Source organism: Proteus terrae subsp. cibarius (assembly GCF_011045835.1).
Lineage (GTDB): Bacteria > Pseudomonadota > Gammaproteobacteria > Enterobacterales > Enterobacteriaceae > Proteus > Proteus cibarius.
In genome coordinates this window covers 687,180-714,114 of sequence record NZ_CP047349.1, presented here as the reverse complement: position 1 = coordinate 714,114, position 26,935 = coordinate 687,180, and the positions used below count along the sequence as shown (strand labels likewise).

At 38.9% G+C, this 26,935-nt stretch carries 27 protein-coding genes; 20 read left to right on the top strand and 7 right to left on the bottom strand.

The features are described from left to right. Positions 1-115: 115 nt before the first annotated feature. The 7 genes from GTH25_RS03300 (at position 116) to GTH25_RS03270 (ending at position 7,694) form a co-directional block, all read left to right on the top strand. On the top strand, positions 116-877 hold the full coding sequence (locus GTH25_RS03300; RefSeq protein WP_075671993.1) for a nucleoside-specific channel-forming Tsx family protein: 762 nt from the start codon (positions 116-118) through the stop codon (positions 875-877). A gap of 496 nt (positions 878-1,373) precedes the next feature. After that, positions 1,374-2,324: a cytochrome o ubiquinol oxidase subunit II gene (gene cyoA, locus GTH25_RS03295; protein WP_075671995.1), complete on the top strand. Its 951-nt coding sequence runs from the start codon at positions 1,374-1,376 to the stop codon at positions 2,322-2,324. Between the two features lie 4 nt (positions 2,325-2,328). Next, a complete protein-coding gene (gene cyoB, locus GTH25_RS03290) occupies positions 2,329-4,311 on the top strand; it encodes a cytochrome o ubiquinol oxidase subunit I (protein WP_075671997.1) in 1,983 nt (660 codons plus the stop codon). Continuing rightward, positions 4,311-4,922 (top strand): cytochrome o ubiquinol oxidase subunit III, encoded by a 612-nt coding sequence (locus GTH25_RS03285; RefSeq protein WP_036932890.1) that lies wholly within the window; start codon positions 4,311-4,313, stop codon positions 4,920-4,922. Before cyoB ends, GTH25_RS03285 begins: the two co-directional genes overlap by 1 nt. Continuing rightward, complete coding sequence (locus GTH25_RS03280; RefSeq protein WP_006535101.1) at positions 4,922-5,254, top strand: cytochrome o ubiquinol oxidase subunit IV; 333 nt, start codon at positions 4,922-4,924, stop codon at positions 5,252-5,254. The genes GTH25_RS03285 and GTH25_RS03280 overlap by 1 nt, the downstream gene beginning before the upstream one ends. 11 nt (positions 5,255-5,265) lie before the next feature. Continuing rightward, the gene (gene cyoE, locus GTH25_RS03275) at positions 5,266-6,150 is read left to right on the top strand and encodes a heme o synthase (RefSeq protein WP_069368580.1); all 885 of its coding nucleotides are present in this window, start codon (positions 5,266-5,268) and stop codon (positions 6,148-6,150) included. 173 nt (positions 6,151-6,323) lie between these two features. Further along, complete coding sequence (locus GTH25_RS03270; RefSeq protein WP_075671999.1) at positions 6,324-7,694, top strand: MFS transporter; 1,371 nt, start codon at positions 6,324-6,326, stop codon at positions 7,692-7,694. A gap of 78 nt (positions 7,695-7,772) precedes the next feature. Here the strand turns inward: GTH25_RS03270 and GTH25_RS03265 are convergent, their stop codons facing one another. After that, positions 7,773-8,264, bottom strand: a complete 492-nt coding sequence (locus GTH25_RS03265) for a YajQ family cyclic di-GMP-binding protein (RefSeq protein ID WP_072063676.1) — start codon at positions 8,262-8,264, stop codon at positions 7,773-7,775. A 263-nt stretch (positions 8,265-8,527) separates the two neighbouring features. Between GTH25_RS03265 and panE the strand changes: the two genes are divergently transcribed. The 3 genes from panE to GTH25_RS03250 all read left to right on the top strand — a co-directional run bounded on the left by panE (position 8,528) and on the right by GTH25_RS03250 (position 10,919). Further along, entirely contained in the window at positions 8,528-9,448 is a 921-nt protein-coding gene (panE, locus tag GTH25_RS03260) for a 2-dehydropantoate 2-reductase (protein WP_075672001.1), read from the top strand. Continuing rightward, positions 9,417-10,034: a protein deglycase YajL gene (gene yajL, locus GTH25_RS03255; RefSeq protein ID WP_099659971.1), complete on the top strand. Its 618-nt coding sequence runs from the start codon at positions 9,417-9,419 to the stop codon at positions 10,032-10,034. The genes panE and yajL overlap by 32 nt, the downstream gene beginning before the upstream one ends. 558 nt (positions 10,035-10,592) lie before the next feature. Beyond that, a complete protein-coding gene (locus GTH25_RS03250; RefSeq protein ID WP_075672005.1) occupies positions 10,593-10,919 on the top strand; it encodes a phosphoribosyltransferase in 327 nt (108 codons plus the stop codon). 264 nt (positions 10,920-11,183) lie between these two features. Here the strand turns inward: GTH25_RS03250 and thiI are convergent, their stop codons facing one another. Then, complete coding sequence (gene thiI / locus GTH25_RS03245; protein ID WP_075672007.1) at positions 11,184-12,635, bottom strand: tRNA uracil 4-sulfurtransferase ThiI; 1,452 nt, start codon at positions 12,633-12,635, stop codon at positions 11,184-11,186. 201 nt (positions 12,636-12,836) lie between these two features. Here thiI and xseB point away from each other — a divergent pair, with 201 nt between their 5' ends. The 10 genes from xseB (at position 12,837) to GTH25_RS03195 (ending at position 22,881) form a co-directional block, all read left to right on the top strand. Beyond that, positions 12,837-13,100 (top strand): exodeoxyribonuclease VII small subunit, encoded by a 264-nt coding sequence (gene xseB / locus GTH25_RS03240; RefSeq protein WP_023580876.1) that lies wholly within the window; start codon positions 12,837-12,839, stop codon positions 13,098-13,100. Continuing rightward, a complete protein-coding gene (gene ispA, locus GTH25_RS03235) occupies positions 13,101-14,024 on the top strand; it encodes a (2E,6E)-farnesyl diphosphate synthase (protein ID WP_075672009.1) in 924 nt (307 codons plus the stop codon). A 66-nt stretch (positions 14,025-14,090) separates the two neighbouring features. Then, positions 14,091-15,956: a 1-deoxy-D-xylulose-5-phosphate synthase gene (gene dxs / locus GTH25_RS03230; RefSeq protein WP_075672011.1), complete on the top strand. Its 1,866-nt coding sequence runs from the start codon at positions 14,091-14,093 to the stop codon at positions 15,954-15,956. Positions 15,957-16,306: 350 nt separating this feature from the next. Beyond that, positions 16,307-16,726 (top strand): D-ribose pyranase, encoded by a 420-nt coding sequence (gene rbsD, locus GTH25_RS03225; RefSeq protein WP_075672013.1) that lies wholly within the window; start codon positions 16,307-16,309, stop codon positions 16,724-16,726. Positions 16,727-16,733: 7 nt separating this feature from the next. Next, a complete protein-coding gene (rbsA, locus tag GTH25_RS03220; protein WP_075672015.1) occupies positions 16,734-18,242 on the top strand; it encodes a ribose ABC transporter ATP-binding protein RbsA in 1,509 nt (502 codons plus the stop codon). A 1-nt stretch (position 18,243) separates the two neighbouring features. Then, positions 18,244-19,209, top strand: coding sequence for a ribose ABC transporter permease (rbsC, locus tag GTH25_RS03215; RefSeq protein WP_075672017.1), 966 nt, complete (start codon positions 18,244-18,246; stop codon positions 19,207-19,209). A gap of 42 nt (positions 19,210-19,251) precedes the next feature. Next, the gene (gene rbsB / locus GTH25_RS03210) at positions 19,252-20,142 is read left to right on the top strand and encodes a ribose ABC transporter substrate-binding protein RbsB (protein WP_075672019.1); all 891 of its coding nucleotides are present in this window, start codon (positions 19,252-19,254) and stop codon (positions 20,140-20,142) included. Positions 20,143-20,220: 78 nt separating this feature from the next. Continuing rightward, positions 20,221-21,147 (top strand): ribokinase, encoded by a 927-nt coding sequence (rbsK, locus tag GTH25_RS03205; RefSeq protein WP_075672021.1) that lies wholly within the window; start codon positions 20,221-20,223, stop codon positions 21,145-21,147. A 4-nt stretch (positions 21,148-21,151) separates the two neighbouring features. Further along, positions 21,152-22,162, top strand: a complete 1,011-nt coding sequence (gene rbsR, locus GTH25_RS03200) for a ribose operon transcriptional repressor RbsR (RefSeq protein WP_171455263.1) — start codon at positions 21,152-21,154, stop codon at positions 22,160-22,162. Between the two features lie 383 nt (positions 22,163-22,545). Continuing rightward, positions 22,546-22,881 (top strand): zinc ribbon domain-containing protein YjdM, encoded by a 336-nt coding sequence (locus tag GTH25_RS03195; protein ID WP_075672025.1) that lies wholly within the window; start codon positions 22,546-22,548, stop codon positions 22,879-22,881. 95 nt (positions 22,882-22,976) lie between these two features. On the opposite strand, the gene thiL is transcribed toward GTH25_RS03195, so the two are convergent. The 5 genes from thiL to nrdR all read right to left on the bottom strand — a co-directional run bounded on the left by thiL (position 22,977) and on the right by nrdR (position 26,859). Next, positions 22,977-23,960 (bottom strand): thiamine-phosphate kinase, encoded by a 984-nt coding sequence (gene thiL / locus GTH25_RS03190; RefSeq protein ID WP_099659975.1) that lies wholly within the window; start codon positions 23,958-23,960, stop codon positions 22,977-22,979. Positions 23,961-24,059: 99 nt separating this feature from the next. Next, positions 24,060-24,473 (bottom strand): transcription antitermination factor NusB, encoded by a 414-nt coding sequence (gene nusB, locus GTH25_RS03185; protein WP_006535124.1) that lies wholly within the window; start codon positions 24,471-24,473, stop codon positions 24,060-24,062. A gap of 28 nt (positions 24,474-24,501) precedes the next feature. Continuing rightward, entirely contained in the window at positions 24,502-24,972 is a 471-nt protein-coding gene (ribH, locus tag GTH25_RS03180; protein WP_023580887.1) for a 6,7-dimethyl-8-ribityllumazine synthase, read from the bottom strand. Between the two features lie 212 nt (positions 24,973-25,184). Further along, positions 25,185-26,339: a bifunctional diaminohydroxyphosphoribosylaminopyrimidine deaminase/5-amino-6-(5-phosphoribosylamino)uracil reductase RibD gene (ribD, locus tag GTH25_RS03175; RefSeq protein WP_164530325.1), complete on the bottom strand. Its 1,155-nt coding sequence runs from the start codon at positions 26,337-26,339 to the stop codon at positions 25,185-25,187. 70 nt (positions 26,340-26,409) lie between these two features. Further along, positions 26,410-26,859, bottom strand: a complete 450-nt coding sequence (gene nrdR, locus GTH25_RS03170; protein WP_006535128.1) for a transcriptional regulator NrdR — start codon at positions 26,857-26,859, stop codon at positions 26,410-26,412. Between the last annotated feature and the right edge of the window lie 76 nt (positions 26,860-26,935).

Sequence of the window (26,935 nt, the reverse complement as noted above, 5' to 3'; positions counted from 1 at the left end):
TTATTTTAAACTCAAATTTCTATAAAAAGGATTTTTATAGTTTATTATTCTAATAAAAAAGAAAAACTGAACATTCACCGCAACCATAATTGGCCATAAGCCATCGGGATAATTTATGATCAAAAAATCATTTTTATTTGTCATCGCAACAACATTCTCTTTACCTTCTCAGGCAAGCTATTTAGGAGGATTTGCAAGCGCTAGTATTAACTACTTGGATTGGACAACACATACAACACACAAAACAGGGCAATCTTCTCATAAAGATGATTTTGCCTATTTAGAACTTGAAGGTGGCGCTAACTTTTCATGGGGTGAGTTTTACGGCTTTTTTGATCTTGAAAATCCATTTAATCCTCGAAAAGCGCAACCGGGTGATAATCAACGTTATACCGTTAAAGCAACAAGCCGCATTTATTTAGGTGAAAGTCATTTCAATCTATACGGACATGTTTACGGTACATGGTCACTCCCTGGTAAAAAATATGGTGGTAACTTCCATGAAGTAAATACACTTTACGGCTTTGGCTATAACACACAAATTGCTAATTTATGGTTTAAACCTTTTATTGCCCTTCATTATGTCGATCAATCTAAATATTCAGGTAACAACGGTTATGTGGCTGGTTGGGTTGCTGGATATGATTTTAATATAAAAAATCAAAAATTTAGCCTAACAAACTGGCATGAAATGGAATTCCAACGACACAAACGTTATGGCAATGGAGGTAAAAATGGCATTAATGGCGCTTTAGCCATTTGGTGGCATCCGACAACATCTATCACTACTGGAATTCAGTATCGTTATGCTTATAAAAAGCTAGGAGAGAGTTTTCTGCAAGATGGCATTGTATATAGCTTGAAATATAACTTCTGATAGGAAATTGTTAATTTTTATTACAGCGGATCGATTTTTATCCGCTGTAACCTCTTTTTATCACTTAATGAAAATATTTCTCATTGGATATAAACATTCATCAAATCACTAATTATCCATATTAAAAATCATACAAGCATCAAATATGGATATTAAACATCAATATAAAAAGGATTTTACCCATCAACTCTCCTCCGACCTCTAGTTTGTTACTTTTTTAATCAGAATACGTTTTCTTACACTTTTTATTGCATTTTTATTTGTAAAAATATGTATTTATTTTAAAAACATGATACTTTATGAAATTATAGTTAATGCGCAATAATTAAATTAACATTTATTTAATATTTTAATTACTTGTGATCACATTAACACAAAAGACTAACCAACCACTTACTTACCATTACAATTGTTTACACTGTCGCAACCTTACCGTAAAATGTCCTTACTGATACTGATGAAACAACAATAGAACCTTTGTCATTTGGGTCGTTGGATGAGACTTATGAAATACATAAAAAGTATTGGGACACTCTCGCTATTAGCAGCAGCTCTTCTATTGAGTGGCTGTGATATGGCGTTAATGAATCCCAAAGGCGCTATCGGCGCTGAGCAAAAAACATTAATCCTCATTGCGCTTGGTTTAATGTTAATTGTTGTGATACCGGTAATACTGATGGTGATTGTTTTCGCTTTTCGCTACCGTGAATCCAATACTAAAGCCACCTATCGCCCAAACTGGGCTCACTCAAATAAAATTGAACTCGTCGTTTGGACTGTGCCAATTATCATTATTGTGATTTTGGCAAGCATCACATGGAAAACAACCCATGAACTTGATCCTTACAAACCATTAGAGTCCACAGAAAAACCTGTCACCATTGAAGTTGTTTCAATGGATTGGAAATGGTTATTTATCTATCCTGAACAAGGTATTGCAACAGTAAATGAACTGGCTTTCCCTACTAATGTTCCTGTTAATTTCAAAATCACTTCTGACTCAGTCATGAACTCATTCTTTATCCCTCGCTTAGGTGGACAAATCTATGCGATGGCAGGAATGCAAACTAAACTGCACTTAATTGCTAATGAGCCTGGTGAATATCCAGGAATGTCAGCAAGTTATAGTGGACACGGTTTCTCTGATATGAAATTTACAGCGATTGCGACACCTGATCGTGCCGGTTTCGATGCGTGGGTTGAAAAAGTCAAACAATCGTCAGATACGTTAAATACGACCGCTGCATTTAATGAACTTGCTAAACCAAGCCAGAAAAATCCAGTGACCTACTATTCAAGCGTGAAGCCAATGTTATTCCAAGAGACCATTTCTAAATTTGGTCACACAGGTCATGGCGCTCACACCAGTGGCAATCAGACAGCACATGCTGATGCAACAATGAATATGAACATGAGCCATGTGGCGCATGCAGGAGCAGAGGAATAAAGGCATGTTCGGAAAATTAACTCTTGATGCAATCCCGCTACATGAACCAATTATCGTAGTCACTTTACTCGGTATTGTTCTTGGTGGGCTTGCTGTTGTTGGTGCACTAACTTATTTTCGTAAATGGAAATGGTTATGGAGTGAATGGTTAACCAGCGTTGACCATAAAAAAATTGGTATTATGTATATCATCGTTGCAATGGTCATGATGTTCCGTGGCTTTGCCGATGCGATTATGATGAGAAGCCAACAAGCGCTCGCCTCTGCTGGTGAAGCCGGTTTCTTACCACCTCATCACTATGATCAGATTTTTACCGCACACGGCGTTATCATGATTTTCTTCATGGCAACCCCTTTTGTTGTGGGTTTGATGAACCTCGTTGTACCTTTACAAATTGGTGCTCGTGATGTTGCCTTTCCTTTCCTTAACTCACTGAGCTTCTGGTTCTTTGTTGTTGGTGTGTTATTAATCAACATCTCTTTGGGTATCGGTGAATTTGCTCAAACAGGTTGGTTAGCTTATCCACCACTTTCTGGTCTGGAATATAACCCAGGAGTCGGGGTCGATTATTGGATATGGAGTTTACAGATATCTGGTATTGGTACGCTTCTAACTGGGGTTAACTTCTTCGCCACTATCCTGCGTATGCGTGCGCCGGGTATGAGCATGATGAAAATGCCAGTATTCTCTTGGGCTGCTTTATGTACTAACGTCCTGATTATCGCTGCATTCCCAATTTTAACAGTCACTATTACGTTACTAACTTTAGACCGCTATCTTGGTACGCACTTCTTTACCAATGATATGGGCGGTAACATGATGATGTACATCAACCTTGTATGGGCTTGGGGTCATCCAGAAGTTTATATCCTTGTTCTGCCTGTATTTGGTGTGTTCTCTGAAGTTACAGCAACATTCTCTAAAAAACGGTTATTCGGTTATACCTCATTAGTTGGTGCAACTGTCGTTATTACCGTGTTGTCATTTATCGTTTGGTTACACCACTTCTTTACTATGGGCTCTGGCGCCAATGTCAATGCCTTCTTCGGTATCGCCACGATGATCATCGCTATACCAACAGGGGTTAAAATCTTTAACTGGCTGTTTACGATGTATCAAGGCCGTATCGAATATAAAAGCCCAATGTTGTGGACTATCGGTTTCCTTATCACCTTCTCTGTTGGGGGGATGACTGGGGTTCTGTTAGCCGTTCCGGGTGCAAACTTCGTTCTACATAACAGCTTATTCTTAATTGCTCACTTCCATAACGTTATTATCGGTGGTGTGGTATTCGGCTGTTTCGCTGGTATGACTTACTGGTTCCCTAAAGCATTTGGTTTCACACTGAATGAAAAATGGGGTATCCGTGCATTCTGGTTCTGGTTTATCGGCTTCTTTATGGCCTTTATGCCACTGTACATTCTTGGCTTTATGGGTATGACTCGTCGTATCAGCCAAAACATCAACCCAGAGTTCCATCCAATGCTGATGGTTGCTGCGGGTGGTGCTGCACTAATTGCTATCGGTATCGCTTGCCAAGTTGTCCAGATTTACGTCAGTATCCGTGACCGTGATCAAAACCGTGATTTAACGGGAGATCCGTGGGGAGGACGTACTCTGGAATGGTCAATTTCTTCACCTGCTCCTTTCTATAACTTTGCCGTTGAACCTAATGTTCAAACGCGTGATGAATGGTGGGATCAAAAAGAAAAAGGCACCGCTTATCAGCGTCCAACTAAATACGAACCAATCCATATGCCTAAAAATACAGGCGCTGGTGTGATTATTTCAGCATTCAGCTTAGTACTTGGTTTTGCCATGATCTGGCATATCTGGTGGTTAGCTATCGTTGGTTTCGCTGGCATGATTGTCACTTGGATCGTGAAAAGCTTTGATACAGATGTGGATTACTATGTCCAAGTACCTGAAATTGAAGCTCTCGAGAATAAGCATTATGAAGAACTGAAAAAAGCAGGTGTGAAATAATGTCTACTCAAACTGTAAATAACACAAACGCCCATGAGCATCATGGGCACCACGATGCAGGAGCGACGAAAGTTTTCGGCTTCTGGATCTACCTAATGAGCGACCTTATCCTGTTTGCCAGCTTATTCGCCACTTATGCGGTGCTTGTTAACGGGATTGCGGATGGCCCTTCAGGTAAAGAAATTTTTAGCTTACCGTTTGTTTTAGTTGAAACCTTCTTACTGCTATTTAGTAGTATCACTTTTGGTTTCGCTATGCTGAGCATGAACAAAGGTAGCGTTAGCCAAGTTAATCTGTGGTTATTTGTTACTTTCTTATTCGGCCTAGGCTTCGTCATCATGGAAGTTTACGAATTCCATGAGCTAATCGCAGAGGGTTATGGCCCAGATCGCAGTGCATTCTTATCTGCATTCTTTGCATTAGTTTCAACACACGGTCTTCACGTAACGGCTGGCTTAATTTGGATTGTGATTATGATGATCCAAGTATCTCGCCGTGGTTTAACTGAAGTTAACCGTACTCGTTTAAGCTGTTTAAGTCTGTTCTGGCACTTCCTTGACGTTGTCTGGATCTGTGTGTTCACCGTAGTTTATCTGATGGGAGCGATGTAATGAGTCATCCAAATACTTCTCCTTCAGGCGCAAGCCACGGCAGCATGAAGTCTTATCTGATTGGCTTTATTCTGTCTGTTATCCTCACCGTTATTCCATTTTGGATGGTGATGGAAGGAACAGCGACACCAGCAACAATTCTATGGACTGTTGTCGGTATGGCAGTTGTGCAAATTGTGGTTCACTTAGTCTGCTTCTTGCATATGAACACGTCATCAGAAGAGCGCTGGAACGTCGTCGCATTCCTGTTCACACTGCTTATTATCGGCATTGTTGTCGTAGGCTCGTTGTGGATTATGTACAACCTGAACATCAATATGATGATGGATTAAGAGTTGTCGCTATGATTAAGCAATACCTACAAGTCACCAAACCAGGAATTATTTTCGGAAATTTAATTTCTGTAATAGGTGGTTTTCTGCTCGCTTCTAAAGGTGAGATTGATTACTCCCTATTTTTCGCGACTCTACTTGGGGTGTCTCTGGTCGTTGCTTCTGGTTGTGTTTTTAACAACTATATTGACCGTGATATTGACCGTATCATGGAAAGAACGAAGAATCGTCCATTAGTTAAAGGATTAATTGACCCTCGAATTAGCCTGATTTATGCCTCAGTATTAGGTATTGCAGGTGTTGTGCTGCTCTATGTAGCAGCCAACCCACTTGCAATGTTTATCGCTGTATTCGGTTTTATTATTTATGTTGGGGTTTATAGCCTCTACATGAAGCGTAAATCTGTTTATGGCACACTGATTGGAAGTTTATCTGGCTCTGCACCTCCTGTTATCGGTTATTGTGCCGTTAGCGGTGAATTTGATGCAGGCGCGGCAATCCTATTACTTATCTTTAGTTTGTGGCAAATGCCTCACTCTTATGCCATTGCTATTTTCCGTTTTAAAGACTACCAAGCTGCAAATATCCCTGTATTACCTGTAATTAAAGGGATCTCAGTCGCTAAACGTCATATCATTCTCTATATTCTGGCGTTTATGATCGCAACCTTAATGCTGACATTAGTCGGTTATGCAGGCTATAAATACCTGATTGTGGCTTCAGCTGTCAGTATTTGGTGGTTAGGCATGGCATTATCTGGTTACAAAGCAACCAATGATATTGTGTGGGCAAGAAAATTATTTATTTTCTCAATTGTCGCAATCACGTCGTTAAGCGTAATGATGTCTGTTGATCCAACAAGCTCAACAGAAGCGGTTCTTGCGTATCTAAGATAATGTATTTATTAAAGTAACCTAAATACCAGTCAGTCTTCTGACTGGTATTTTTTTATCTCTTTTACGACTTCGCATGATATCAGTACAGTTTTGTCTTTTTTGTATCCCATTTATTGATTAACCTCACTAGAAAATGTCATTACAATGAGGGGATCAGTAATACGAGGTAATCCATGAATGATAATAAAATGACCCCATTAGAGCGCAAAGCAACATGGGGACTAGGTACTGTTTTTTCTCTTCGCATGCTTGGCATGTTTATGGTACTCCCAGTTTTAACCACCTACGGGCTTCAACTACAACACGCAACAGAATCTCTGATTGGATTAGCCATCGGTATTTATGGATTAACACAAGCTATATTCCAAATTCCTTTTGGTATTTTCTCTGATAAATTTGGTCGAAAACCTATGATTGTTTTTGGCTTAATTATTTTTATTATTGGTAGTCTGATTGCGGCTCTCAGTGACAATATCTACGGCATTATTATTGGTCGAGCATTACAAGGTGCTGGCGCTATCTCAGCTGCAGTAATGGCTTTATTATCAGATTTAACACGAGAACAAAATAGAACAAAAGCAATGGCTTTTATTGGGATTAGCTTCGGGATAACGTTCGCTTTAGCCTTAGTTTTAGGGCCGATTTTAACGCATATTTTTGGTTTACATGGCCTATTTTGGGGAATAGCCCTACTCGCCTTTGGTGGCATTATTATTACGCTTTTTACTGTGCCGAATAGCGAACACCATATACTTAATCGAGAGTCAGGCTTTGTTCGTGGTAGCGTAAAAAAGGTTTTATTCGATGCACAACTTCTTAAATTGAATACAGGTATTTTTTCACTACATACTTTATTAATGGCCGCATTTGTTGCACTTCCTCTGGTTATGAGTAGCGCAGGTTTAGCGAAAGAGAAACATTGGATTGTTTATCTAGTTACCATGCTTATCGCCTTTATTACTGTACTTCCTTTTATTATCTATGCAGAAAAGAAACGAAAAATGAAACAAGTTTTCTTATTCTGCATTTTCTTACTTATTCTTGCTCAAGTTATTTTGATTATTTCAGGCTCTAGCTTGTGGTTAATTATTGCAGGTATTCAAGTTTTCTTTATTGGATTTAATATTATGGAAGCACTTCTTCCTTCATTAATCAGTAAAGAAGCACCAGCAGGTTATAAAGGCACAGCAATGGGAATTTATTCCACTAGCCAATTTTTAGGTGTGGCATTAGGTGGAATTTTAGGAGGATGGCTTTACCAGCATTATAGTGCGCAGACTGTATTTTTAGGCTGTTTAGTAATTGGTCTTATTTGGTTTTTTATTAGCCTAACATTACGCCAACCTTCTTATGTCAGTAGCTTACGTGTTGAATTACCTGAAAGTTTATCTTCAAGCCAACAACAGCAACTACAACAATTATTTAAGCAACAACCCGGTGTTAATGAAGTTGTGATTATGGCGGATGAACAAAGTGCCTATATCAAGGTTGATACTAAAAAGACGCCAAGAGCAACATTAGAGGCTCTGATCCCTTTAGTTTGAAGAGCAGTAAGCTTATTAGATGAAATAAAAATGCGCTGATTCAACAGCGCATTTTTGTATGACTAAATAGATGAACAATTAGTCACGGAAATTGTTAAATTGGAAGGGTTGCCCTAACTCGCCTTCTCTTACTAATTTCATCACGGCTTGTAAGTCATCGCGCGATTTACCTGTAACACGCACTTGTTCACCTTGAATTTGGGCCTGAACTTTCAACTTACTGTCTTTGATCAGCTTAACAATTTTTTTCGCTAAAGCTGTATCAATACCTTGTTTTAAAGTGGCTTCTACGCTGTACATTTTTCCGCTGTGAGTCATCTCTTCAGGGATATTTAATACTGCACCATCAATCCCTCTTTTTGCCATTTTCTCACGCAGAATATCTAGTAATTGTTGAACCTGAAATTCAGATACACTGGTCGTTTTCACTGACTCTGCTTTTTCGTTTAATTCAAAACTTGCTTCAACGTTACGAAAATCCCAGCGAGTAGTCAGTTCACGTTGTGCGTTTTCTACAGCATTACGCACTTCATGTAAGTCAACTTCAGATACGATATCAAAAGATGGCATTCTTTCTTCCTCAATAAATAAATACAACCCGAATAATAGCTTCTTTTAGGGTTGCAAAAAAGCATTGCACATTCAATAACAAATTTATGGAGTCACTTCACATTGGGCGAGAATTTACGGAGAAACTGTTAATTTCCTCTTACAGTAAAGCGCAAACATACTTTAAACAGAGGAGTACAATCAATGTTATAATTTCAGAAAGTTAGTCTAGTGATAGAAAATCACCGCCTTACTCTATTATGATTTTCGAAAGAAGAGGCACAATGAAAATTACCGTTTTAGGATGCGGTTCAATAGGTAAACTTTGGATCGCCGCATTAACACTTCAATCTCATGAAGTACAAGGCTGGCTAAGAGTGCCCCAACCTTTTTTGGATGTGTGTGTCGATAATATTAATGGTAACCCCTTTTATCAGCGTATTACTGCCAATCAACTTGACTGGTTAAAACAAAGCGAATTATTAATTGTTTGCTTAAAATCTTGGCAGGTGTCAGATGCTGTTAATGCACTATTACCTTACCTTTCTGCACAGTGTCCTATTTTACTAATTCATAATGGTATGGGTACTGCTGATGAATTAACCGCAACAAAAAACTCCGTTATTAGGCCTATTTTACAAGGCATTATTACTCATGGTGCTTACCAACAAGGCCAAGATGTTATTCATACAGCAACTGGAATAACACATATCGGTCCATTAAATCATGCAGCTCAACAATACAGTTATTTAGCAGAAATCTTGCATCATGCTTTGCCTGATGTCGCTTGGCATAATGATATCCATACGATTAGTTGGCTAAAACTTGCAGTTAATTGTGTTATCAACCCTCTTACCGTTTATTATCAATGTCGTAATGGAGATTTATTGCGTTATCCTGAACATATTCAAAAGATATGCGATGAAGTTTATTTAGTAATGGAGCGCGAAGGTGTTGTACCAACGTCTCAAGCCCATCTTCATGGTTATATTATTGATACGATAGAACAAACAGCAAATAATTATTCGTCTATGTATCAAGATGTGAAATATCAACGCCATACAGAGATTGACTATATTACTGGTTATTTATTACGTCGAGCTTCAGAACAAGGGCTTGTATTACCCGAAAATAACCGCCTTTTTCAATTTATTAAACAACAGGAAGGCAATTATGACCATATCAGCGCTCATCTGCCTAGCTAATGGAAGTGAAGAAACCGAAGTCGTTACTACCGCAGATTTACTGGTAAGAGCGGGTATTAATGTTGTACTTGCAAGTGCAGAAGATGATGTTGATGATCTTGTTATCACTTGTTCTCGTGGTATTAAAATTATAGCTGATGCACCTTTAGTTCGTGTCGTTGATCATCACTACGATGTTATTATTCTACCTGGTGGGTTACAAGGTACTGAAACCATGAGAGATAGTCCTTTAGTGGTTGAGAAAGTGCGCCGTATGCACAGTGAGAATAAACTTGTCGCAGCTATCTGTGCAGCACCGGCAATTATTCTTGAGTCTCACAATATTTTCCCCATTGGCAACATGACGGGTTTTCCTACATTAAAAGATAAAATATCACCAAAAAAATGGGTAGATTATCGAGTCTATTTTGATGAAAGAGTAAACTTAATTACTAGCCAAGCACCTGCAACATCTATTGATTTTGCGCTAAAAATTATCGAACGCTTAAAAGGCAAAGAAGTCGCTGCTGATGTTGCCAAACAACTTGTATTACCACCTGGTATTTATAATTACCAAGATGAATTTACAGGTTTTGGGGATAGGTAAGTAGATAGTTAGAACCGCAAATATATAATATTATTAAAGCGGTTCTATTTTTATTTCAGATATTCTTTATATTTAAGCTATTTTCAACATGTTAGTATTGTGAGAAATGAATTTAGTTACTCGACTAATACATAAGGATACAATCTTCTGGGTATAGATATTTCTGAAAATAAAATAATTACTTTAAATACTCAGCATGAGCGTCGAGTAATAACAAGCACTAATAAAAACCCTAAAATTAGCATAATAGGTAAGAAAAACAAGTTAACTATATTCAGTATTTATCAACGAACTAAATTTGGTGATAGTGATAGAGATGGTAACCCTTTAATATATTCCTTAAAAGGTATCTATAACTATAAAATAACAAAAGATGAGCTATATAAATTCAAACCTTCCTTCTTAGCTATTTTGAATAAAATAAGATCTAAAATAATAGATCAAAATATTATATTTATCGTCATGCCGTCATCTACAGCAGTACCATACTTCTTAGCAAGAAGGATCTCTCGCCATTTCAGATCGACTTTTTACAATGATGTATTTATTAAATGTACTGTGGAAGAAGTAATTAATAATTATTTTAATGAAGAAGTAAATAAAAAAGAACTTCATATAAAACCAATAAAAAGAACATTATCTGAATTACAAAAATTACCACCTAATACTATTTTTACAATGAAGAAAATTCCCAATAAAATTAGACACTACTTTTCCCCTTGGAAAATAAACCCAAATTTCGATATTAATAGATTAAATCATTATAATATTATTTTAATTGATGACTTACTCTCAACAGGAACAACATTAAATACAGCAACTATAGAATTAAATAGATCAGGATTAACATGTTCTACTGCAATCTGCCTTTTAAGTAATCTTTGAATTTGATCTCTTCTTAAGATTAATATATATTTCTTAGTTCTAGATAATATTTCTAGCTTAAGAGCCAACATACGCCCTTGGCTCTATAAATATGAAGCATTTTGTAAAAAATGTGGGCTCGCGCAAGCACCATGATGATGGTCAAGCAATAAGAGCAAAGTAATCATCTGGAGAATGGCAGCGACATTCCCCAACATAAAAGTTGTATAATTAAAAAAAGCCACTTTATAGTGGCTTTTTTATCAATAATATAAACGTTATATATTATTTTTTACGATAGACTTTAACGTTCTCAAAACCTTGCTCACGTAAATAAAGCGCCTGTAAACGGCTCATCATTCCACGATCACAATAGAGTAAATAGGTTTTTGCTTTATCTAAATCACCAAACTGAGTACTTAGTTTATAGAAAGGTAGCTCTTTAACATCTACACCTTCTACCTTTAATGGTGAAGTCTCTTGCTCTTCTGGTGAGCGAATATCCAGAATAACGTCGTTAGCACCAAATTCAGAGACCATTTCAACCTCAGTAACTTGCTGTACGGTTTCTTCTGCAATACGACGAATATCCATATTCTTAGCATTTTCAACAACGCTATCAAGAATAGAAAAATCAAACTTCTCTTCTTCCGCTTCGATCTTCGCTTTGACTGCTTTCACTGTTGGGCTTTTTGAAATGACGCCACAGAATTCAGGCATTGTACGAGCAAAATCTTCTGTGCCAATTTGACGTGCAATATTGATAATGTTCTCTTTATCATGAGTGATAAGAGGACGTAAAATTAACGTATCTGTCGCATTATCAATTAAACGCAAGTTAGTTAATGTTTGGCTAGAAACCTGACCTAATGCTTCGCCTGTAACAATAGCTTGAACGCCATAACGCTCCGCTACTTTTGATGCTGCACGTACCATCATACGTTTTAATACAACACCCATTTGACCATCATCGACTTTTTCTAAGATTTCTGCGACAACAGGCTCAAAATCAACAGCAACGAAATGCACTTTATGTGAACGACCAAAACGGTTCCATAAATAATGCGCAACTTGTTTAACGCCAATTTCGTGAGCAGAACCACCTAAATTAAAGAAACAATAGTGAACTCGGCTACCACGACGCATTAACATATAGCTCGATACACCTGAGTCATAACCACCAGAGATCAGTGATAAAACATCTTCTTGTGTACCAATTGGGAAACCACCAATGCCTTCATAACGCGCATTCACCAGAATAAGTTTGTCATCTTCAATTTCCAAATTAATGGTGACATCTGGACGTGTTAATTTTACTTTAGCGCTTTCAACGTGTTGGTTAAAACCACCACCAACATAGCGCTCAACTTCATTTGAAGTAAAACTGTGTTTACCGCGACGTTTGGCACGAACACAAAATGTTTTGTTTTCAACTAAATGCTTAAATGCTGCAAAAGTTTGCTCAAAGATATTATGTAAATCGGTATAAGGATGTTCTTCTACTTGTAGAAAGTGATGAATACCAGGAATGCGCGTTAATGCATCACATACCGCTTCACTTTTGCTTTCATCCTTGCTGACAACAACAATGTTATCCCAATTGCGGACAACCGTGATTTCATCACCTAATGTATTAAGTACATTACGAATATTGCTAGTGAGGATCTTGATAAAACGTATACGAACTGATTGGCTTTTGATCGTAATTTCGGGGAATAATTTAATAATAAACTTCATAGTCAATGGTCATAGGTTATTAAGTAGAAACATAAACTACAGTGATGTAAATTGACTGGAGTTTATAAAAGTCACAAAGTATATCACCAATATTTAGGGCTCACCCGCAAAAATCATCGACTGAATAAGAAATTTTCTTCTTAATTGTAGTAAGATGATCGCTATTATTCAGCGCTAACATGCTTTATTATCAAAAATATTATGGCTAAGAAAACGACACCAATTAACGAAGACATCGCACAAGCACCAAGTTTCGAAGCATCTATGCAAGAACTTGAGCAAATCGTAAACCGTTTAGAATCCGGTGAACTCCCTTTAGAAGAAGCGCTTAATGAGTTTGAACATGGCGTTCGTCTAGCCCGTGTTGGACAAAAAACATTACAAGACGCTGAACAGCGTGTTCGTATTCTTCTTAAAGAGGATGATAACGCAACTCCTGATGATTTTATCCAAGAGGCAGAATAATTGAGTAACGCAACTTCAAGTACGGATGCGTTCCGTCATAAATTAGATTCCGCCCACCAGCGTGTTGACGATGCATTAAACCAAGCGCTATCCGCTTTACCATTCACTGACATGCCTCTAGGTAAAGCCATGCATTATGGTGCTCTTTTAGGTGGAAAGCGTTTACGTCCTTTCCTTGTTTATGCAGTGGGTGAAATGTTTAAAATCCCTGCTCTTAACCTTGATGCACCCGCCGCCGCAATAGAATGTATCCACGCCTATTCTCTTATTCATGATGATCTGCCTGCGATGGATGATGATGATTTACGTCGTGGTAAACCTACATGTCATATTGAGTTTGGTGAAGCCAACGCAATTTTAGCAGGCGATGCATTACAAACACTTGCCTTTGAGATCTTAGCGAAAAATCCAATGCCTGATGTTGCAATGAGTGATCGTGTTGCAATGATTGCTGAATTAGCAACGGCCAGCGGACTTGCCGGTATGTGTGGCGGTCAAGCTCTTGATCTTGAAGCCGAAGATAAATCAATTGATCTCGCATCTCTTGAAAAAATCCATTTACACAAGACAGGTGCATTAATTCGTGCAGCTGTTCGCTTAGGCGCATTTAGTGCTGGCTCAAAAGGCCATGATGTATTACCCGCACTAGATAAATATGCCCACTCTATTGGCCTTGCATTTCAGGTACAAGATGACATTTTAGATGTTATTGGCAGCACTGAAGAAACAGGAAAACGCCAAGGTAGTGACCAAGAATCAGGAAAAAGCACATATCCTGCACTTCTTGGGTTAGAGCAAGCTCAAAAGAAAGCACAGGAACTGTATAACGAAGCACTGGATGCCTTAGCGTTTCTTGAGCAATACGAGTACGATACGACCACGCTTAAACAATTAGCGAGTTTTATCGTCGAACGGAAAAACTAATAAAAAATAAAGAGAGCAGCTTACCTGTTCTTTCCCTATTACAAGTGATTAATTAATAGGCATCACATGAGCATTGATATCGAAAAATATCCCACATTGGCGTTGGTTGAAACACCAGAAGATTTGCGCCTGTTACCAAAAGAGAGTTTACCTAAACTCTGTGATGAGCTAAGGCTATTTCTTCTTAACAGTGTCAGCCGCTCAAGTGGTCACTTCGCCTCAGGTTTAGGTGCTATTGAGTTAACGGTTGCTCTTCATTACGTCTATAAAACCCCTTTTGATAATCTTATTTGGGATGTTGGTCATCAAGCCTATCCCCATAAGATCTTAACAGGTCGCCGTGACCGCATTGATACTATCCGTCAAAAAAATGGGTTACATCCCTTCCCTTGGCGAGAAGAGAGTGAATACGACAAACTTTGTGTCGGTCACTCTTCAACCTCTATCAGTGCAGGTTTAGGTATGGCTGTTGCAGCTGAACAAGAAAAGCTGAACAGAAAAACAGTTTGTGTAATTGGTGATGGTGCAATTACTGCGGGTATGGCTTTTGAAGCAATGAACCACGCAGGTGACATTGAGCCAGATATGCTCGTTGTACTTAATGACAACGAGATGTCAATCTCCGAAAACGTTGGTGCATTGAATAATCATCTTGCTCAATTGCTATCAGGCAAACTGTATACCACCTTACGTGAAGGTGGAAAAAAGGTCTTTTCTGGTATTCCACCAATTAAAGAATTACTGAAAAAGACAGAAGAACATATCAAAGGCATGGTTGTTCCCGGCACCATGTTTGAAGAGTTAGGCTTTAATTATATCGGTCCAGTTGATGGTCATGATGTTATTGCGTTAGTGCAAACTCTCGCCAATATGCGTGATCTAAAAGGTCCTCAACTTCTGCATATTATGACTAAGAAAGGTCGTGGATATGCACCTGCTGAACGTGACCCTATTAGCTGGCACGCTGTACCTAAGTTTGATCCACAAGCAGGTACATTACCTAAAAGCCCTAATGCACGACCTACATTTTCTAAAATTTTTGGTGACTGGTTATGTGAAGAAGCCTCAACCGATCCAAAACTCATGGCAATTACCCCTGCTATGCGTGAAGGCTCTGGTATGGTACGTTTCTCAAAAGAATACCCATCACAATACTTTGATGTTGCGATCGCAGAACAACACGCTGTTACCTTTGCTGCGGGTTTAGCAATTGGTGGTTATAAGCCTATCGTTGCTATCTACTCAACATTCTTACAACGTGCTTATGACCAAGTGATCCACGATATTGCCATTCAAAAATTGCCTGTTTTATTTGCTATTGATCGTGGTGGTATTGTGGGAGCAGATGGTCAAACTCACCAAGGTGCTTTTGATCTCTCATTCTTACGCTGTATTCCTAATATGGTCATTATGGCACCAAGTGATGAAAATGAGTGTCGCCAAATGCTTCACACCGGTTATCACTATCAAGATGGCCCTGTTGCAGTACGTTACCCAAGGGGCTCGAGTATTGGTGCGCAATTACAGCCACTCAGCCCACTGCCTATAGGTAAAGGTATTATTCGTCGCCAAGGTAAAGGCATTGCTATTCTAAACTTTGGTACATTACTACCTGAAGCGTTAGAAGTAGCTGAAAAACTTGATGCAACTGTGGCTGATATGCGTTTTATCAAACCTCTTGATAAATCCCTTATCCTTTCTCTGGCAGAACAGCATAATATGTTGGTAACACTAGAAGAGAATGCCATTATGGGTGGCGCAGGCAGCGGTGTTAATGAGTTATTGATGCAAGAGCGTTGCTTAGTACCTGTCTTAAACTTAGGTATACCTGATCTATTTGTACCACAAGGTGGACAAGAAGAAATCAGAACTGACTTAGGATTAGATGCTGAAGGTATTGAAAAATCAATTAAAGCCTATCAAGCTAACTGATTGAATTTAAATAATTAAAAAACCTCTCCTAATTAACTATAGGAGAGGTTAATGTATTTTTCAGACCGAAGTTTACCTACTTTTATATACTGGTTTACACTTTCACACCTCATATTTTCCCATCCATTATAATCTTGTCTGTTATCACATTTTTATGAAACTCATTGAAAACAACCACTTTCCTCATTGAATCCATTCAGCGTTAATTTATTCAATCAGTTAGATTTTTCTTTCTTTTTGTTTACCAACGAAACGTTTCGATCATGCTCACAATATGAATAAATCAAACTTGTTTTCCCACCTTTCTTTTCTACTATGTAGACAGCGAAACGTTTCGCTGAGGAGGAAATATGAAAAAAGGTGTATTACTTAATAGTCCTATTTCGAGTGTAATTTCACGTTTAGGACACACTGACAAAATCACTATTGCAGATGCCGGATTACCTATTCCCTCCTCTGTTGAACGTATTGATCTTGCGCTCACTCAGGGTATTCCGGACTTTATGTCCGTGTTGCAAACAATCACTCATGAGATGCAAGTTGAAGCCGTGATGCTGGCGGAAGAAATTAAAACCATCAATCCCTCTCTTTTTAATGAAATCCTTTCTTATCTCTATTTATTAGAGCAAGAGCAGAAGAAGTCTATTCAAATAATGTATGTTTCACATGAAGGATTCAAAAAGCAACTTACTGAAAATAAAGCTGTTATTAGAACCGGTGAATGTACGCCTTATGCCAATATTGTGTTGTTTTCTGGCGTGACTTTTTGAGGACAATATGGAACCTTTACTTGAACTTAAAGATATTGATAAGTCATTCCCCGGTGTAAAAGCACTATCAGGCGCGACGTTACGAATTTATCCAGGTCGAGTGATGGCTTTAGTCGGTGAAAATGGTGCAGGAAAATCAACACTGATGAAAGTACTCACAGGGATCTATAAAAAAGATGCCGGCGAAGTGATTTATCAAGGTGAAAGTTGTACTTTTAATGGCCCTAAATCTTCTCAAGAAGCAGGGATAGGTATTATTCACCAAGAGCTTAACCTTATTCCTGAATTAACCATCGCAGAGAATATTTTCTTAGGTCGTGAGTTTACCCGTGCTTTTGGCGCTATCGACTGGAAGAAAATGTATGCAGAGGCTGATAAGTTATTAGCTCGATTAAATCTCGCTTACAGCAGTCACCGTTTAGTGTCTGAATTATCGATTGGTGATCAGCAAATGGTAGAAATTGCCAAGGTGCTTAGTTTTGGTTCCAAAGTCATTATTATGGATGAACCAACAGACGCATTAACTGACACTGAAACTGAATCGCTATTTAGTGTTATTCGTGAACTAAGAGATCAAGGTTGCGGTATTGTTTATATCTCACATCGTTTAAAAGAGATCTTTGAAGTTTGCGATGACGTGACTGTACTGCGAGACGGACAGTTTATTGGTGAAAAAACTGTCGCCTCATTAAAAGAAGACACTCTGATTGAAATGATGGTTGGTCGTAAGTTAGAAGACCAATACCCTCGTATTAATATCCCTCAAGGTAAAACCAAACTCAACGTCATAAACCTCAGTGGCGAAGATGTTCATGATGTCAGTTTCTCATTACATGAAAGCGAAATTCTTGGTATTTCAGGCTTAATGGGTGCTGGTCGTACTGAATTAATGAAAATTATCTACGGCGCATTACCCAAGACCAATGGTACCGTTGAGTTAGATGGTAAACCCTGCCAAATCAAAAAACCTGCTGAAGGTTTAGAACAAGGCATTGTTTACATCTCTGAAGATAGAAAGCGTGATGGTTTAGTGCTCGGTATGTCAGTGAAAGAAAATATGTCGCTAACTGCGCTACGCTATTTTAGCCGCGGTATGGGTGTGCTTAATCATAAAGAAGAACAACTCACTGTTGGCGATTTTATTAAATTATTCAATATAAAAACCCCTTCAATGGATCAAACCATTGGTTTCTTATCAGGGGGAAATCAACAAAAAGTGGCTATCGCAAGAGGCCTAATGACTCGCCCTAAAGTACTTATTCTTGATGAACCCACTCGAGGCGTTGATGTGGGCGCTAAAAAAGAAATTTATCAGCTAATTAATAAATTTAAACAAGAAGGATTAAGCATCATCTTAATTTCTTCTGAAATGCCTGAGGTAATGGGAATGAGTGACCGTATTTTGGTTATGCATGAAGGTCGTATTAGTGGTGAGTTCTCCGCTCACAATGTCACACAAGAAATGCTAATGGCGGCGGCTGTTGGTAAACAATATGACGCTAAAGTAGGAGTTTGATATGAGCACGAATTCAATTCCAGCGTCAAAACGTTGGTTCTCAAAAGCATGGCTATTAGAGCAAAAATCACTGATTGCTCTGCTTATCCTGATTGTCGTCGTTTCCACACTCAGTCCTAATTTTTTTACCTTAAATAATATTTTCAACATTCTCCAACAAACATCGGTTAACGCCATTATGGCAGTTGGGATGACTCTAGTTATTTTGACATCCGGCATCGACCTCTCTGTAGGTTCATTGCTTGCATTAACCGGTGCTGTTGCTGCTTCTATGGTAGGTGCTGATGTTAATGCACTTGTTGCTGTTGTTGGAGCATTGGCCTTAGGTGCAGCTATTGGTGGTGTAACAGGAATTATCGTTGCTAAAGGTAAAGTTCAAGCCTTTATTGCTACGCTAGTCATGATGTTATTACTGCGTGGCGTTACCCGCGTCTATACCGACGGTAGCCCAATTAATACAGGCTTTAGCGATAATGCCGATCTGTTTAGCTGGTTTGGTATTGGTCGCCCATTTGGTATTCCAACCCCAATCTGGCTCATGATGATCGTCTTTTTGAGCGCATGGTATTTATTACATCATACCCGTTTAGGCCGTTATATTTATGCGCTTGGGGGTAATGAATCAGCAACACGTTTATCGGGTATTAGTGTCGATAAAATCAAAATCATTGTTTATGCACTGTGCGGTTTATTAGCAGCACTTGCCAGTATCATTGAAGTTGCTCGTCTTTCATCAGCACAACCCATGGCAGGTAATGGTTATGAGCTAGATGCTATTGCCGCAGTTGTTTTGGGTGGGACCAGTCTTGCTGGTGGTAAAGGTCGTATTATCGGTACATTAATTGGTGCGCTTATTCTAGGTTTCTTAAATAATGCACTGAATTTATTAGGAATATCATCAAACTATCAAATGATAGTAAAAGCGGTGGTCATCTTACTTGCTGTTTTGGTAGATAACAAAAAATAACTCTCTATTCTCTTAATCCGAATCCCGACAGGAACTTATATTATGAAACTCAAAAAAATGGCGACACTTCTTTCTGTTGTTGCATTAAGCGCCACAATCAGCGCCAACGCATTTGCAAAAGAGTCGATCGCACTAGTTATCTCAACACTTAACAACCCTTTCTTTGTCACCATGAAAGACAGTGCGCAGAAAGAAGCTAATCGATTAGGTTACGATTTAGTTGTGCTTGACTCGATGGACAATCCAGCTAAAGAGCTTGCTAACGTGCAAGATCTGACAGTAAAAGGCACACGCTTAATGCTCATTAACCCGACAGATTCTGATGCAGTAGGTAACGCTGTTATTTTAGCCAATAAAGCCAAAATCCCCGTTATCACTTTAGACCGCGTTGCAAACAAAGGTGAAGTCGTCAGTCACGTCGCTTCAGATAACCGTCTTGGCGGTAAAATGGCGGGTGATTATATTGCAGATAAAGTGGCTAGTGATGCCAAAGTTATCCAACTAGAAGGGATCACAGGAACTTCTGCATCTCGTGAACGTGGAGAAGGCTTTAAACAAGCGGTTGATGCTCATAAACTAAATGTACTTGCCAGCCAACCTGCTGATTTTGACCGTACAAAAGGTCTTAACGTGATGCAAAATCTATTAACTGCTTATCCTGCGGTTCAAGCTGTTTTTGCACAGAATGATGAAATGGCACTAGGTGCATTACGTGCATTACAAACTGCCGGTCGTACCGATGTATTAGTGATTGGTTTCGATGGTACAGATGATGGGATCAAAGCGGTAAACCGTGGCATGTTAGGTGCAACCATTGCTCAACGCCCAGACCAAATTGGTATTATCGGCATTCAAACCGCAGATAAAATTCTCAAAGGCGAAAAAGTGGATGCAACAATCCCTGTCGAACTTGAGTTAGTTATTAAAAAATAACAACAATAAATACCACGGGGTAATATTGCTCCGTGGTAGCTTTAATCATTAAAACACGTTTTCACAAGGATAAAGGCTATGACAACACCTCGCCTTGCTGTTCTAGGTAGCATTAACGTTGACCACATCATGAATATTTCACAATTTCCAAAGCCGGGTGAAACCATTATTGGTCATCAATACAAAATAGCCTTTGGTGGTAAAGGTGCAAATCAGGCTGTTGCTTGTGGTCGCAGTGGCGCCGATATTACCTTTATTGCTTGTGTCGGGGATGATGCGATTGGTAGTGAGATAATTTCACAGCTTAAAACAGATAATATTCATATCGATGCAATTAGTATTATTCCGCAAACACCAACAGGTGTTGCGATGATCCTTGTTAATGAACAAGGTGAAAACGTAATTAGTATTGTTGCAGGTGCTAATGGCGCACTAAAACCTACACATTTTCAGCAATATCATCATGTTGTTGAGCATGCTGATGCCTTGCTGATGCAATTAGAATCACCGTTAGAGACTGTTTTTGAAGCTGCAAAACTGGCAAAATCACACCAAACTAAAGTCATTTTAAACCCAGCACCAGCACAACCTTTATCTGATGAATTTCTGAGTTTTATTGATGTTATTACTCCAAATGAGACGGAAGCCGAAATATTAACAGGCGTTTCTGTGCATGATGAAGCGGGTGCGGCAAAAGCTGCCGAAATTTTACATCAAAAAGGTATCAAACAAGTGCTTATCACTTTGGGTAGCCGTGGTGTATGGTTTAGTGAACAAGGGAAAGGCATGATAATTCCTGGATTTCGCGTCGATGCTGTTGATACCATTGCCGCAGGTGATACATTTAACGGTGCATTTGTCACTGCAATATTAGAAGGGAAACCTTCCGTTGAGGCTATCCGTTTTGCTCACGCAGCAGCTGCCATTGCAGTTACACGTCATGGTGCACAATCATCTGTTCCTTGGCGTCATGAAATCGAATCATTTTTAGCAGAGCGAGCATAGTACTTTGGCAACAATGAAAGATGTCGCCCGTTTGGCGGGCGTTTCGACATCAACAGTTTCTCACGTTATCAATAACAATCGTTATGTGAGCGAAGGTATTCGTAAAAAGGTTAACGATGCTATCGAAACCTTAAATTACGCGCCTTCAGCTTTAGCACGCAGTTTAAAAATGAACTGTACTCACACTATTGGTATGTTAGTGACAGCTAGTAGCAACCCTTTCTATGCAGAAGTTGTACGTGGTGTTGAACGCAGTTGCTACGAAAAAGGCTATAGCCTAATTTTATGTAATACCGAAGGGGATTACGAGCGTATGGATAGTAGCCTTGAAACGCTGCTACAAAAACGTGTCGATGGCTTATTATTGATGTCAACAGAAGCCCGAGCGCCCTCTCATGAAGTGCTAAATCGTTATCCTCGTTTACCTATGGTCATGATGGATTGGTCTCCGTTTGAATACGGCGGAGATATTATTCAAGATAACTCCCTGTTGGGGGGAGAAATCGCCACCAATTATCTGATTGAAAAAGGCTTTACTGAAATTGCCTGTATTGCCGGTCCACAAGATAAACTCCCAGCAAAACATCGTTTGCAAGGCTATTACAATGCGATGCAAAAAGCAGGGCTCACTATTCGAGAAGAGTTTGTGTTAACCAGTGATTTTGAATTTGCAGGCGGGTTTAGCGCAATGCAAAAGTTACTCTCACATTCTGTCTTACCACAAGCAGTTTTCACCTGTAATGACGCAATGGCTGTTGGTGCTTATCAAGCTATTTATCAAAAAGGTTTGCGTGTACCTGATGATATTTCAGTCATGGGTTATGACGATATCGACCTAGCTTCTTATATGATCCCTCCTCTTTCTACCATTCACCAACCCAAAGATGAATTGGGTAAACTTGCTGTCAGCCAATTATTACATCGTATGGAAAATATCGATGCTGATGACAATGTTTTGGTGCTTACACCCAAACTTATAGAGCGTGGTTCGGTGAGTCATTTTATAAAACCATAATAAGAAGATTAACACTATTATTGATGATGCTCTCTTTTAAGATGAGGGCATTTGTTTTTAGTTATATTTATAAAATTATAACTTTAATATCATTGAGTTATTAAACATTTAAAACTACTTTTATATATCTTTATTTTCTATTTAACACCCTATATTTAGCCTACTTTTCCTCAACCTTCACATCATAACCTGTGAAAGATGCAAATTTACATCAAATCCATTATACTATTGCCCTTTCGCATTATCAGAGGCAGGACCATTTAGGGGATTGCTTAGAACTTTCACTCTTAAATGATAATGTGTCCTTTAATTTATGGGGCAAGTGTTATCCTCATTGTGACGATTAATCACTTCCCATTTTGATAAAATTTGAGAGTATTATTATGTCATTACCTTCTTGTCCTAAGTGCAATTCTGAATACACCTATGAAGATGGTGCAATGTATGTTTGCCCTGAATGCGCACACGAGTGGAACGATACAGAACCAACTGTTGATAACGATGAGTTAGTGGTTAAAGATGCTAACGGCAATTTATTAGCTGATGGTGACTCCGTCACCGTAATTAAAGATCTCAAAGTTAAAGGTAGCTCAACTCCACTAAAAATCGGTACAAAAGTTAAAGGGATCCGTTTAGTCGAAGGTGACCATAACATTGATTGTAAAATTGATGGCTTTGGACAAATGAAGTTGAAATCTGAATTTGTAAAAAAGAACTAAGATAAGAGATTATTGATAATCTCTTTAAATATAAATTTAGATATTATCAATATCATTAAAGGCGCTAATAAAGCGCCTTTAAAATTAAAGCAAGGTTACTCGTTAGACTCACTAAAATGATCAAACCCCTTGAGATTAGGGTAAACGTCTTTGCCATCACGTAAATAACGAATGCCTTCAGCAATCGGCATAATTTGTCCTATACAATGAAAATCTGCCCCAGTATGCGCTAATGCAATCTCTAAAGCGCCACGATTGATTTCAGGCACCGTAAAGCATAACTCATAATCTTCACCACCACTTAATGCCCAAATCTCCGCTTGTTCTTCACTCACTTCCGCTTTCATCGCTGGCGAGTAAGGCAATGCATCTAAATTTAAGCGAGCCCCACAACCACTTGCTGTAAGAATATGGTTCAAGTCTGAAATAAGTCCATCAGAAATATCAATCGCAGAGGTCGCTAAATGGCGTAATGCTTGACCTTGTAGTAAACGAGGCTGAGGGCGCAAATGTCTTGCGATAAAATAATCACTATGTTCTTTTTCTGTCGGCTGTAATCTATTTTGTAATACAGCAAGTCCCGCTGCGCTATCGCCTAAAAACCCCGTAACATAGATCCAATCACCAATTTTAGCGCCAGAACGAAGTAATGCGGTTCCTTGTGGAACAAGCCCTTGTATTGTGATTGTTAAGCTTAAAGGGCCGCGAGTAGTATCACCACCGATTAACTGGATTGCATAATAATCAGCTAACGCAAAGAAAGAACGGCTAAATGCCTCAAGCCATTCACTGTTTGTATCCGGTAGCGTTAAAGCTAATGAAGCCCAAGAAGGATCTGCACCAACGGCAGCTAAGTCGCTAATATTTACAGCAAGTGCTTTATAGGCTAAATCTTCAGGTGAGATAGAAGGAAGGAAGTGAATACCACTCACTAAAGTGTCGGTACTAATCGCCACTTGTTGCTTTTCAGGTACCGTCAATATTGCGCAGTCATCCCCAATTCCTGTACTCACATCTTTTCGTTTTACAGGTTGTGAAGTGAAATATTGCTTAATAAGGGAAAATTCACCACAAGGCATTATCTATTTCCTATTGAGCTATGCATACTAGCTTTATTAAACAAAAGGCCGGAAAATACCGGCCTTGAATTATTTACCATAGAGGAAACGTGAAAAACGTTATTTTTTACGTACAGTTGGTGCAGCTTTATCAAGCACGCCATTAACAAATTTATGGCTATCGTCAGCACCAAATACCTTAGCCAGTTCAATCGCTTCGTTAATCGCAACTTTGTAAGGAACATCTTCACGGAAGCTAAGTTCAAACATTGCTAAACGTAAAATTGCTTTTTCAACTTGACCTAATTCTTCAAGCTGGCGGGATAAATAAGGTTCCATTGCCTTATCTAAACGTGTTGCATTAATGGCAACACCCACTAAAAGCTCACGAAAATAAGCAATATCTACACCTTGGGTATCCTGCTCGGATAAAAACTCCAATTCCACATCCGCGATGTCATTTCCGGATAATTGCCATGAGTAGATAGCTTGAACAGCACACTCACGAGCACGACGACGAGCAGCAGGTTTCACAAAATTCCCCTTAAGTTAAAACAGATGATTAGCCTTTTATGGCTTTAAGTACATTGATCATTTCAAGTGCTGTCATTGCCGCTTCAGCACCTTTGTTGCCCGCTTTAGTTCCAGCTCGTTCAATGGCCTGTTCAATGCTTTCAGTTGTTAATACACCAAAAGTCACAGGGATCTCGCTTTGCATTGCAACTTGAGATAGGCCAGAACTACATTCGCCAGCAACGTATTCAAAATGTGCGGTTCCACCACGGATAACAGTACCTAATGCGATAACTGCATCGTATTTGTCGCTTTCAGCTAAAGCTTTAACTGTTAACGGTAGCTCGTAAGCACCTGGAACCCAAACGACGGTAATATTTTCAGAGGAAACTTGTCCAATACGTTCTAATGCATCAACCGCACCTTCTAATAAGCTGTCGTTGATGAAATTATTAAAACGGGCAATTGCAATTGCTACGCGTGCGTTTGGCGCCGCGACAACACCTTTGATTACGTTCATAGGTTACCTTTTTCTCCTATCCGCGGGGCGCGGATTTTATCATATTCTTTCCTTTACTGCGCTCTGTTTTATTATTACACAGCAAAGGAGCCAAAAACCCTTGATAAATCAAGGCATTTAGTTGGCTGATAACGATGTCGTAACGACAGGAAATAACACACACGGCGCTATTTTACTACAAATAGCGCCGTAGACACACTTATTTGCGTCTATTAATAACGAGGTTTTAAACAAACTCTGATATCAGAGCCAATTTGTTGGAGAGAATCTACTGTAAATTCAGGTGCTTCGGATAATGATGAAAGTGGAGAAAGTGCAAATAATCCTCGAGCATCATTCCCTAAAACTTTAGGCGCTATATAAATAATAAGTTCATCAACAAGCCCTGCCTCTAATAATGCGCCAGCAAAATGAGCGCCACTCTCAACCCATACGGTATTGATATTGCGTTTACCCAATTGCATCATTAATAAAACTAAATCCACACCACTGCTTTTGCCATTTGTTGGTAATAGGATTTCTGATACATTGCCTTGCCAGCTACTTGGCTGTGATTTTGTACGCGCCAACCAGCATTCGCCTTCAATTTGAGTGATTTTATGATTTTCACTCACTCTATTTTGGCTATCAGTAATAATACGAATAGGTTGACGTAGCGTTTCTTCAGGATAGATAGCTTTGATTTCATCTGAAAGCTCATTCCAACGAACATTCATAGAAGGGTTGTCAGCAATTACTGTTGCACTGGTCGTTAAAATAGCACTAGCTTGAGCCCGGAAATTTTGCACATCTCGACGAGATGCTTTAGAGGTTATCCATTGGCTTTCACCTGATGCTAATGCCGTTTTACCATCTAAAGATGCACCTAATTTTAGCTGGATATAAGGGAAGCCTGTTCTCATTCGTTTAAAAAAACCAACGTTAAGTTTTTCAGCTTCTTGCATTAAAACGCCATGTGAAACATCAATCCCCGCTGATAATAATTTGTGCAAACCACGGCCTGCAACTTGAGGATTAGGATCTTGCATCGCAGCAACAACTCGTTTTATCCCTGCATTAATCAAGGCATCCGCACAAGGTGGTGTTTTACCAAAATGACTACAAGGTTCAAGTGTGACATAAGCTGTCGCCCCTTTTGCTCTATCCCCTGCCATTTTTAATGCATTAACTTCAGCATGAGGGCCACCTGCGTGATGATGATAACCTTCACCGATAATCTCACCCTCTTTTACGATCACACACCCCACATTAGGGTTAGGTGATGTTGTAAAGCGACCTAATGCTGCAAGCTCAATAGCTCGACGCATATAGTGTTCATCATGCAGGCTTTCATTTTTACTTGGATTGTTGCTGTTGTTATTTGTCATAATAATTACATATAATTTTATTATTTATCGTTATTTATCAAATCATTAAATAAATTACAGTATTAGCATATTAATCCTGTAATTTTGCGATTTCTTCACCAAAATCACGGATATCTTCAAAACTACGATAAACCGAAGCAAAGCGAATATAAGCCACTTTATCGAGTTTCTTTAGTTGTTCCATAACAAAATTGCCAATTTCTTTTGAAGGTATTTCTCTTTCACCCGTCGCTCTTAGTTGTGACTTGATATGGCTTATCGCAGCTTCAACATCATCTGAACTCACTGGACGTTTTTCTAATGCTTTAAGCATACCTCGACGAAGTTTCTCTTCATCAAAAGGCTCACGTATTTCATCACTTTTCACAACACGAGGCATCACTAGTTCTGCTACTTCAAAGGTAGTAAAACGTTCATGACAAACAAGACATTGGCGACGACGGCGCACTTGTGAACCATCACCAACAAGTCTGGAATCAATTACCTTGGTATCTACGGCTCCACAAAATGGGCAATGCATAGTTATTCCTACTTTTGACAATACTCATAAACAGTGTACCTGTTCAGTGAACAAAAAACACCCTGTCAGTATACAC

What these genes read in the sequence shown, in the direction of transcription:
- GTH25_RS03270 (WP_075671999.1), top strand. Translation starts at nt 6,324, where the DNA reads ATGAATGATAATAAAATGACCCCATTAGAGCGCAAAGCAACATGGGGA.
- GTH25_RS03300 (WP_075671993.1), top strand. Translation starts at nt 116, where the DNA reads ATGATCAAAAAATCATTTTTATTTGTCATCGCAACAACATTCTCTTTA.
- ribD (WP_164530325.1), bottom strand. Translation starts at nt 26,339, where the DNA reads ATGACAAATAACAACAGCAACAATCCAAGTAAAAATGAAAGCCTGCAT.
- xseB (WP_023580876.1), top strand. Translation starts at nt 12,837, where the DNA reads ATGGCTAAGAAAACGACACCAATTAACGAAGACATCGCACAAGCACCA.
- GTH25_RS03265 (WP_072063676.1), bottom strand. Translation starts at nt 8,264, where the DNA reads ATGCCATCTTTTGATATCGTATCTGAAGTTGACTTACATGAAGTGCGT.
- panE (WP_075672001.1), top strand. Translation starts at nt 8,528, where the DNA reads ATGAAAATTACCGTTTTAGGATGCGGTTCAATAGGTAAACTTTGGATC.
- thiL (WP_099659975.1), bottom strand. Translation starts at nt 23,960, where the DNA reads ATGCCTTGTGGTGAATTTTCCCTTATTAAGCAATATTTCACTTCACAA.
- nrdR (WP_006535128.1), bottom strand. Translation starts at nt 26,859, where the DNA reads ATGCATTGCCCATTTTGTGGAGCCGTAGATACCAAGGTAATTGATTCC.
- cyoB (WP_075671997.1), top strand. Translation starts at nt 2,329, where the DNA reads ATGTTCGGAAAATTAACTCTTGATGCAATCCCGCTACATGAACCAATT.
- GTH25_RS03195 (WP_075672025.1), top strand. Translation starts at nt 22,546, where the DNA reads ATGTCATTACCTTCTTGTCCTAAGTGCAATTCTGAATACACCTATGAA.
- rbsA (WP_075672015.1), top strand. Translation starts at nt 16,734, where the DNA reads ATGGAACCTTTACTTGAACTTAAAGATATTGATAAGTCATTCCCCGGT.
- cyoA (WP_075671995.1), top strand. Translation starts at nt 1,374, where the DNA reads ATGAGACTTATGAAATACATAAAAAGTATTGGGACACTCTCGCTATTA.
- cyoE (WP_069368580.1), top strand. Translation starts at nt 5,266, where the DNA reads ATGATTAAGCAATACCTACAAGTCACCAAACCAGGAATTATTTTCGGA.
- rbsK (WP_075672021.1), top strand. Translation starts at nt 20,221, where the DNA reads ATGACAACACCTCGCCTTGCTGTTCTAGGTAGCATTAACGTTGACCAC.
- dxs (WP_075672011.1), top strand. Translation starts at nt 14,091, where the DNA reads ATGAGCATTGATATCGAAAAATATCCCACATTGGCGTTGGTTGAAACA.
- rbsD (WP_075672013.1), top strand. Translation starts at nt 16,307, where the DNA reads ATGAAAAAAGGTGTATTACTTAATAGTCCTATTTCGAGTGTAATTTCA.
- ribH (WP_023580887.1), bottom strand. Translation starts at nt 24,972, where the DNA reads ATGAACGTAATCAAAGGTGTTGTCGCGGCGCCAAACGCACGCGTAGCA.
- GTH25_RS03285 (WP_036932890.1), top strand. Translation starts at nt 4,311, where the DNA reads ATGTCTACTCAAACTGTAAATAACACAAACGCCCATGAGCATCATGGG.
- thiI (WP_075672007.1), bottom strand. Translation starts at nt 12,635, where the DNA reads ATGAAGTTTATTATTAAATTATTCCCCGAAATTACGATCAAAAGCCAA.
- rbsC (WP_075672017.1), top strand. Translation starts at nt 18,244, where the DNA reads ATGAGCACGAATTCAATTCCAGCGTCAAAACGTTGGTTCTCAAAAGCA.
- yajL (WP_099659971.1), top strand. Translation starts at nt 9,417, where the DNA reads ATGACCATATCAGCGCTCATCTGCCTAGCTAATGGAAGTGAAGAAACC.
- GTH25_RS03280 (WP_006535101.1), top strand. Translation starts at nt 4,922, where the DNA reads ATGAGTCATCCAAATACTTCTCCTTCAGGCGCAAGCCACGGCAGCATG.
- rbsB (WP_075672019.1), top strand. Translation starts at nt 19,252, where the DNA reads ATGAAACTCAAAAAAATGGCGACACTTCTTTCTGTTGTTGCATTAAGC.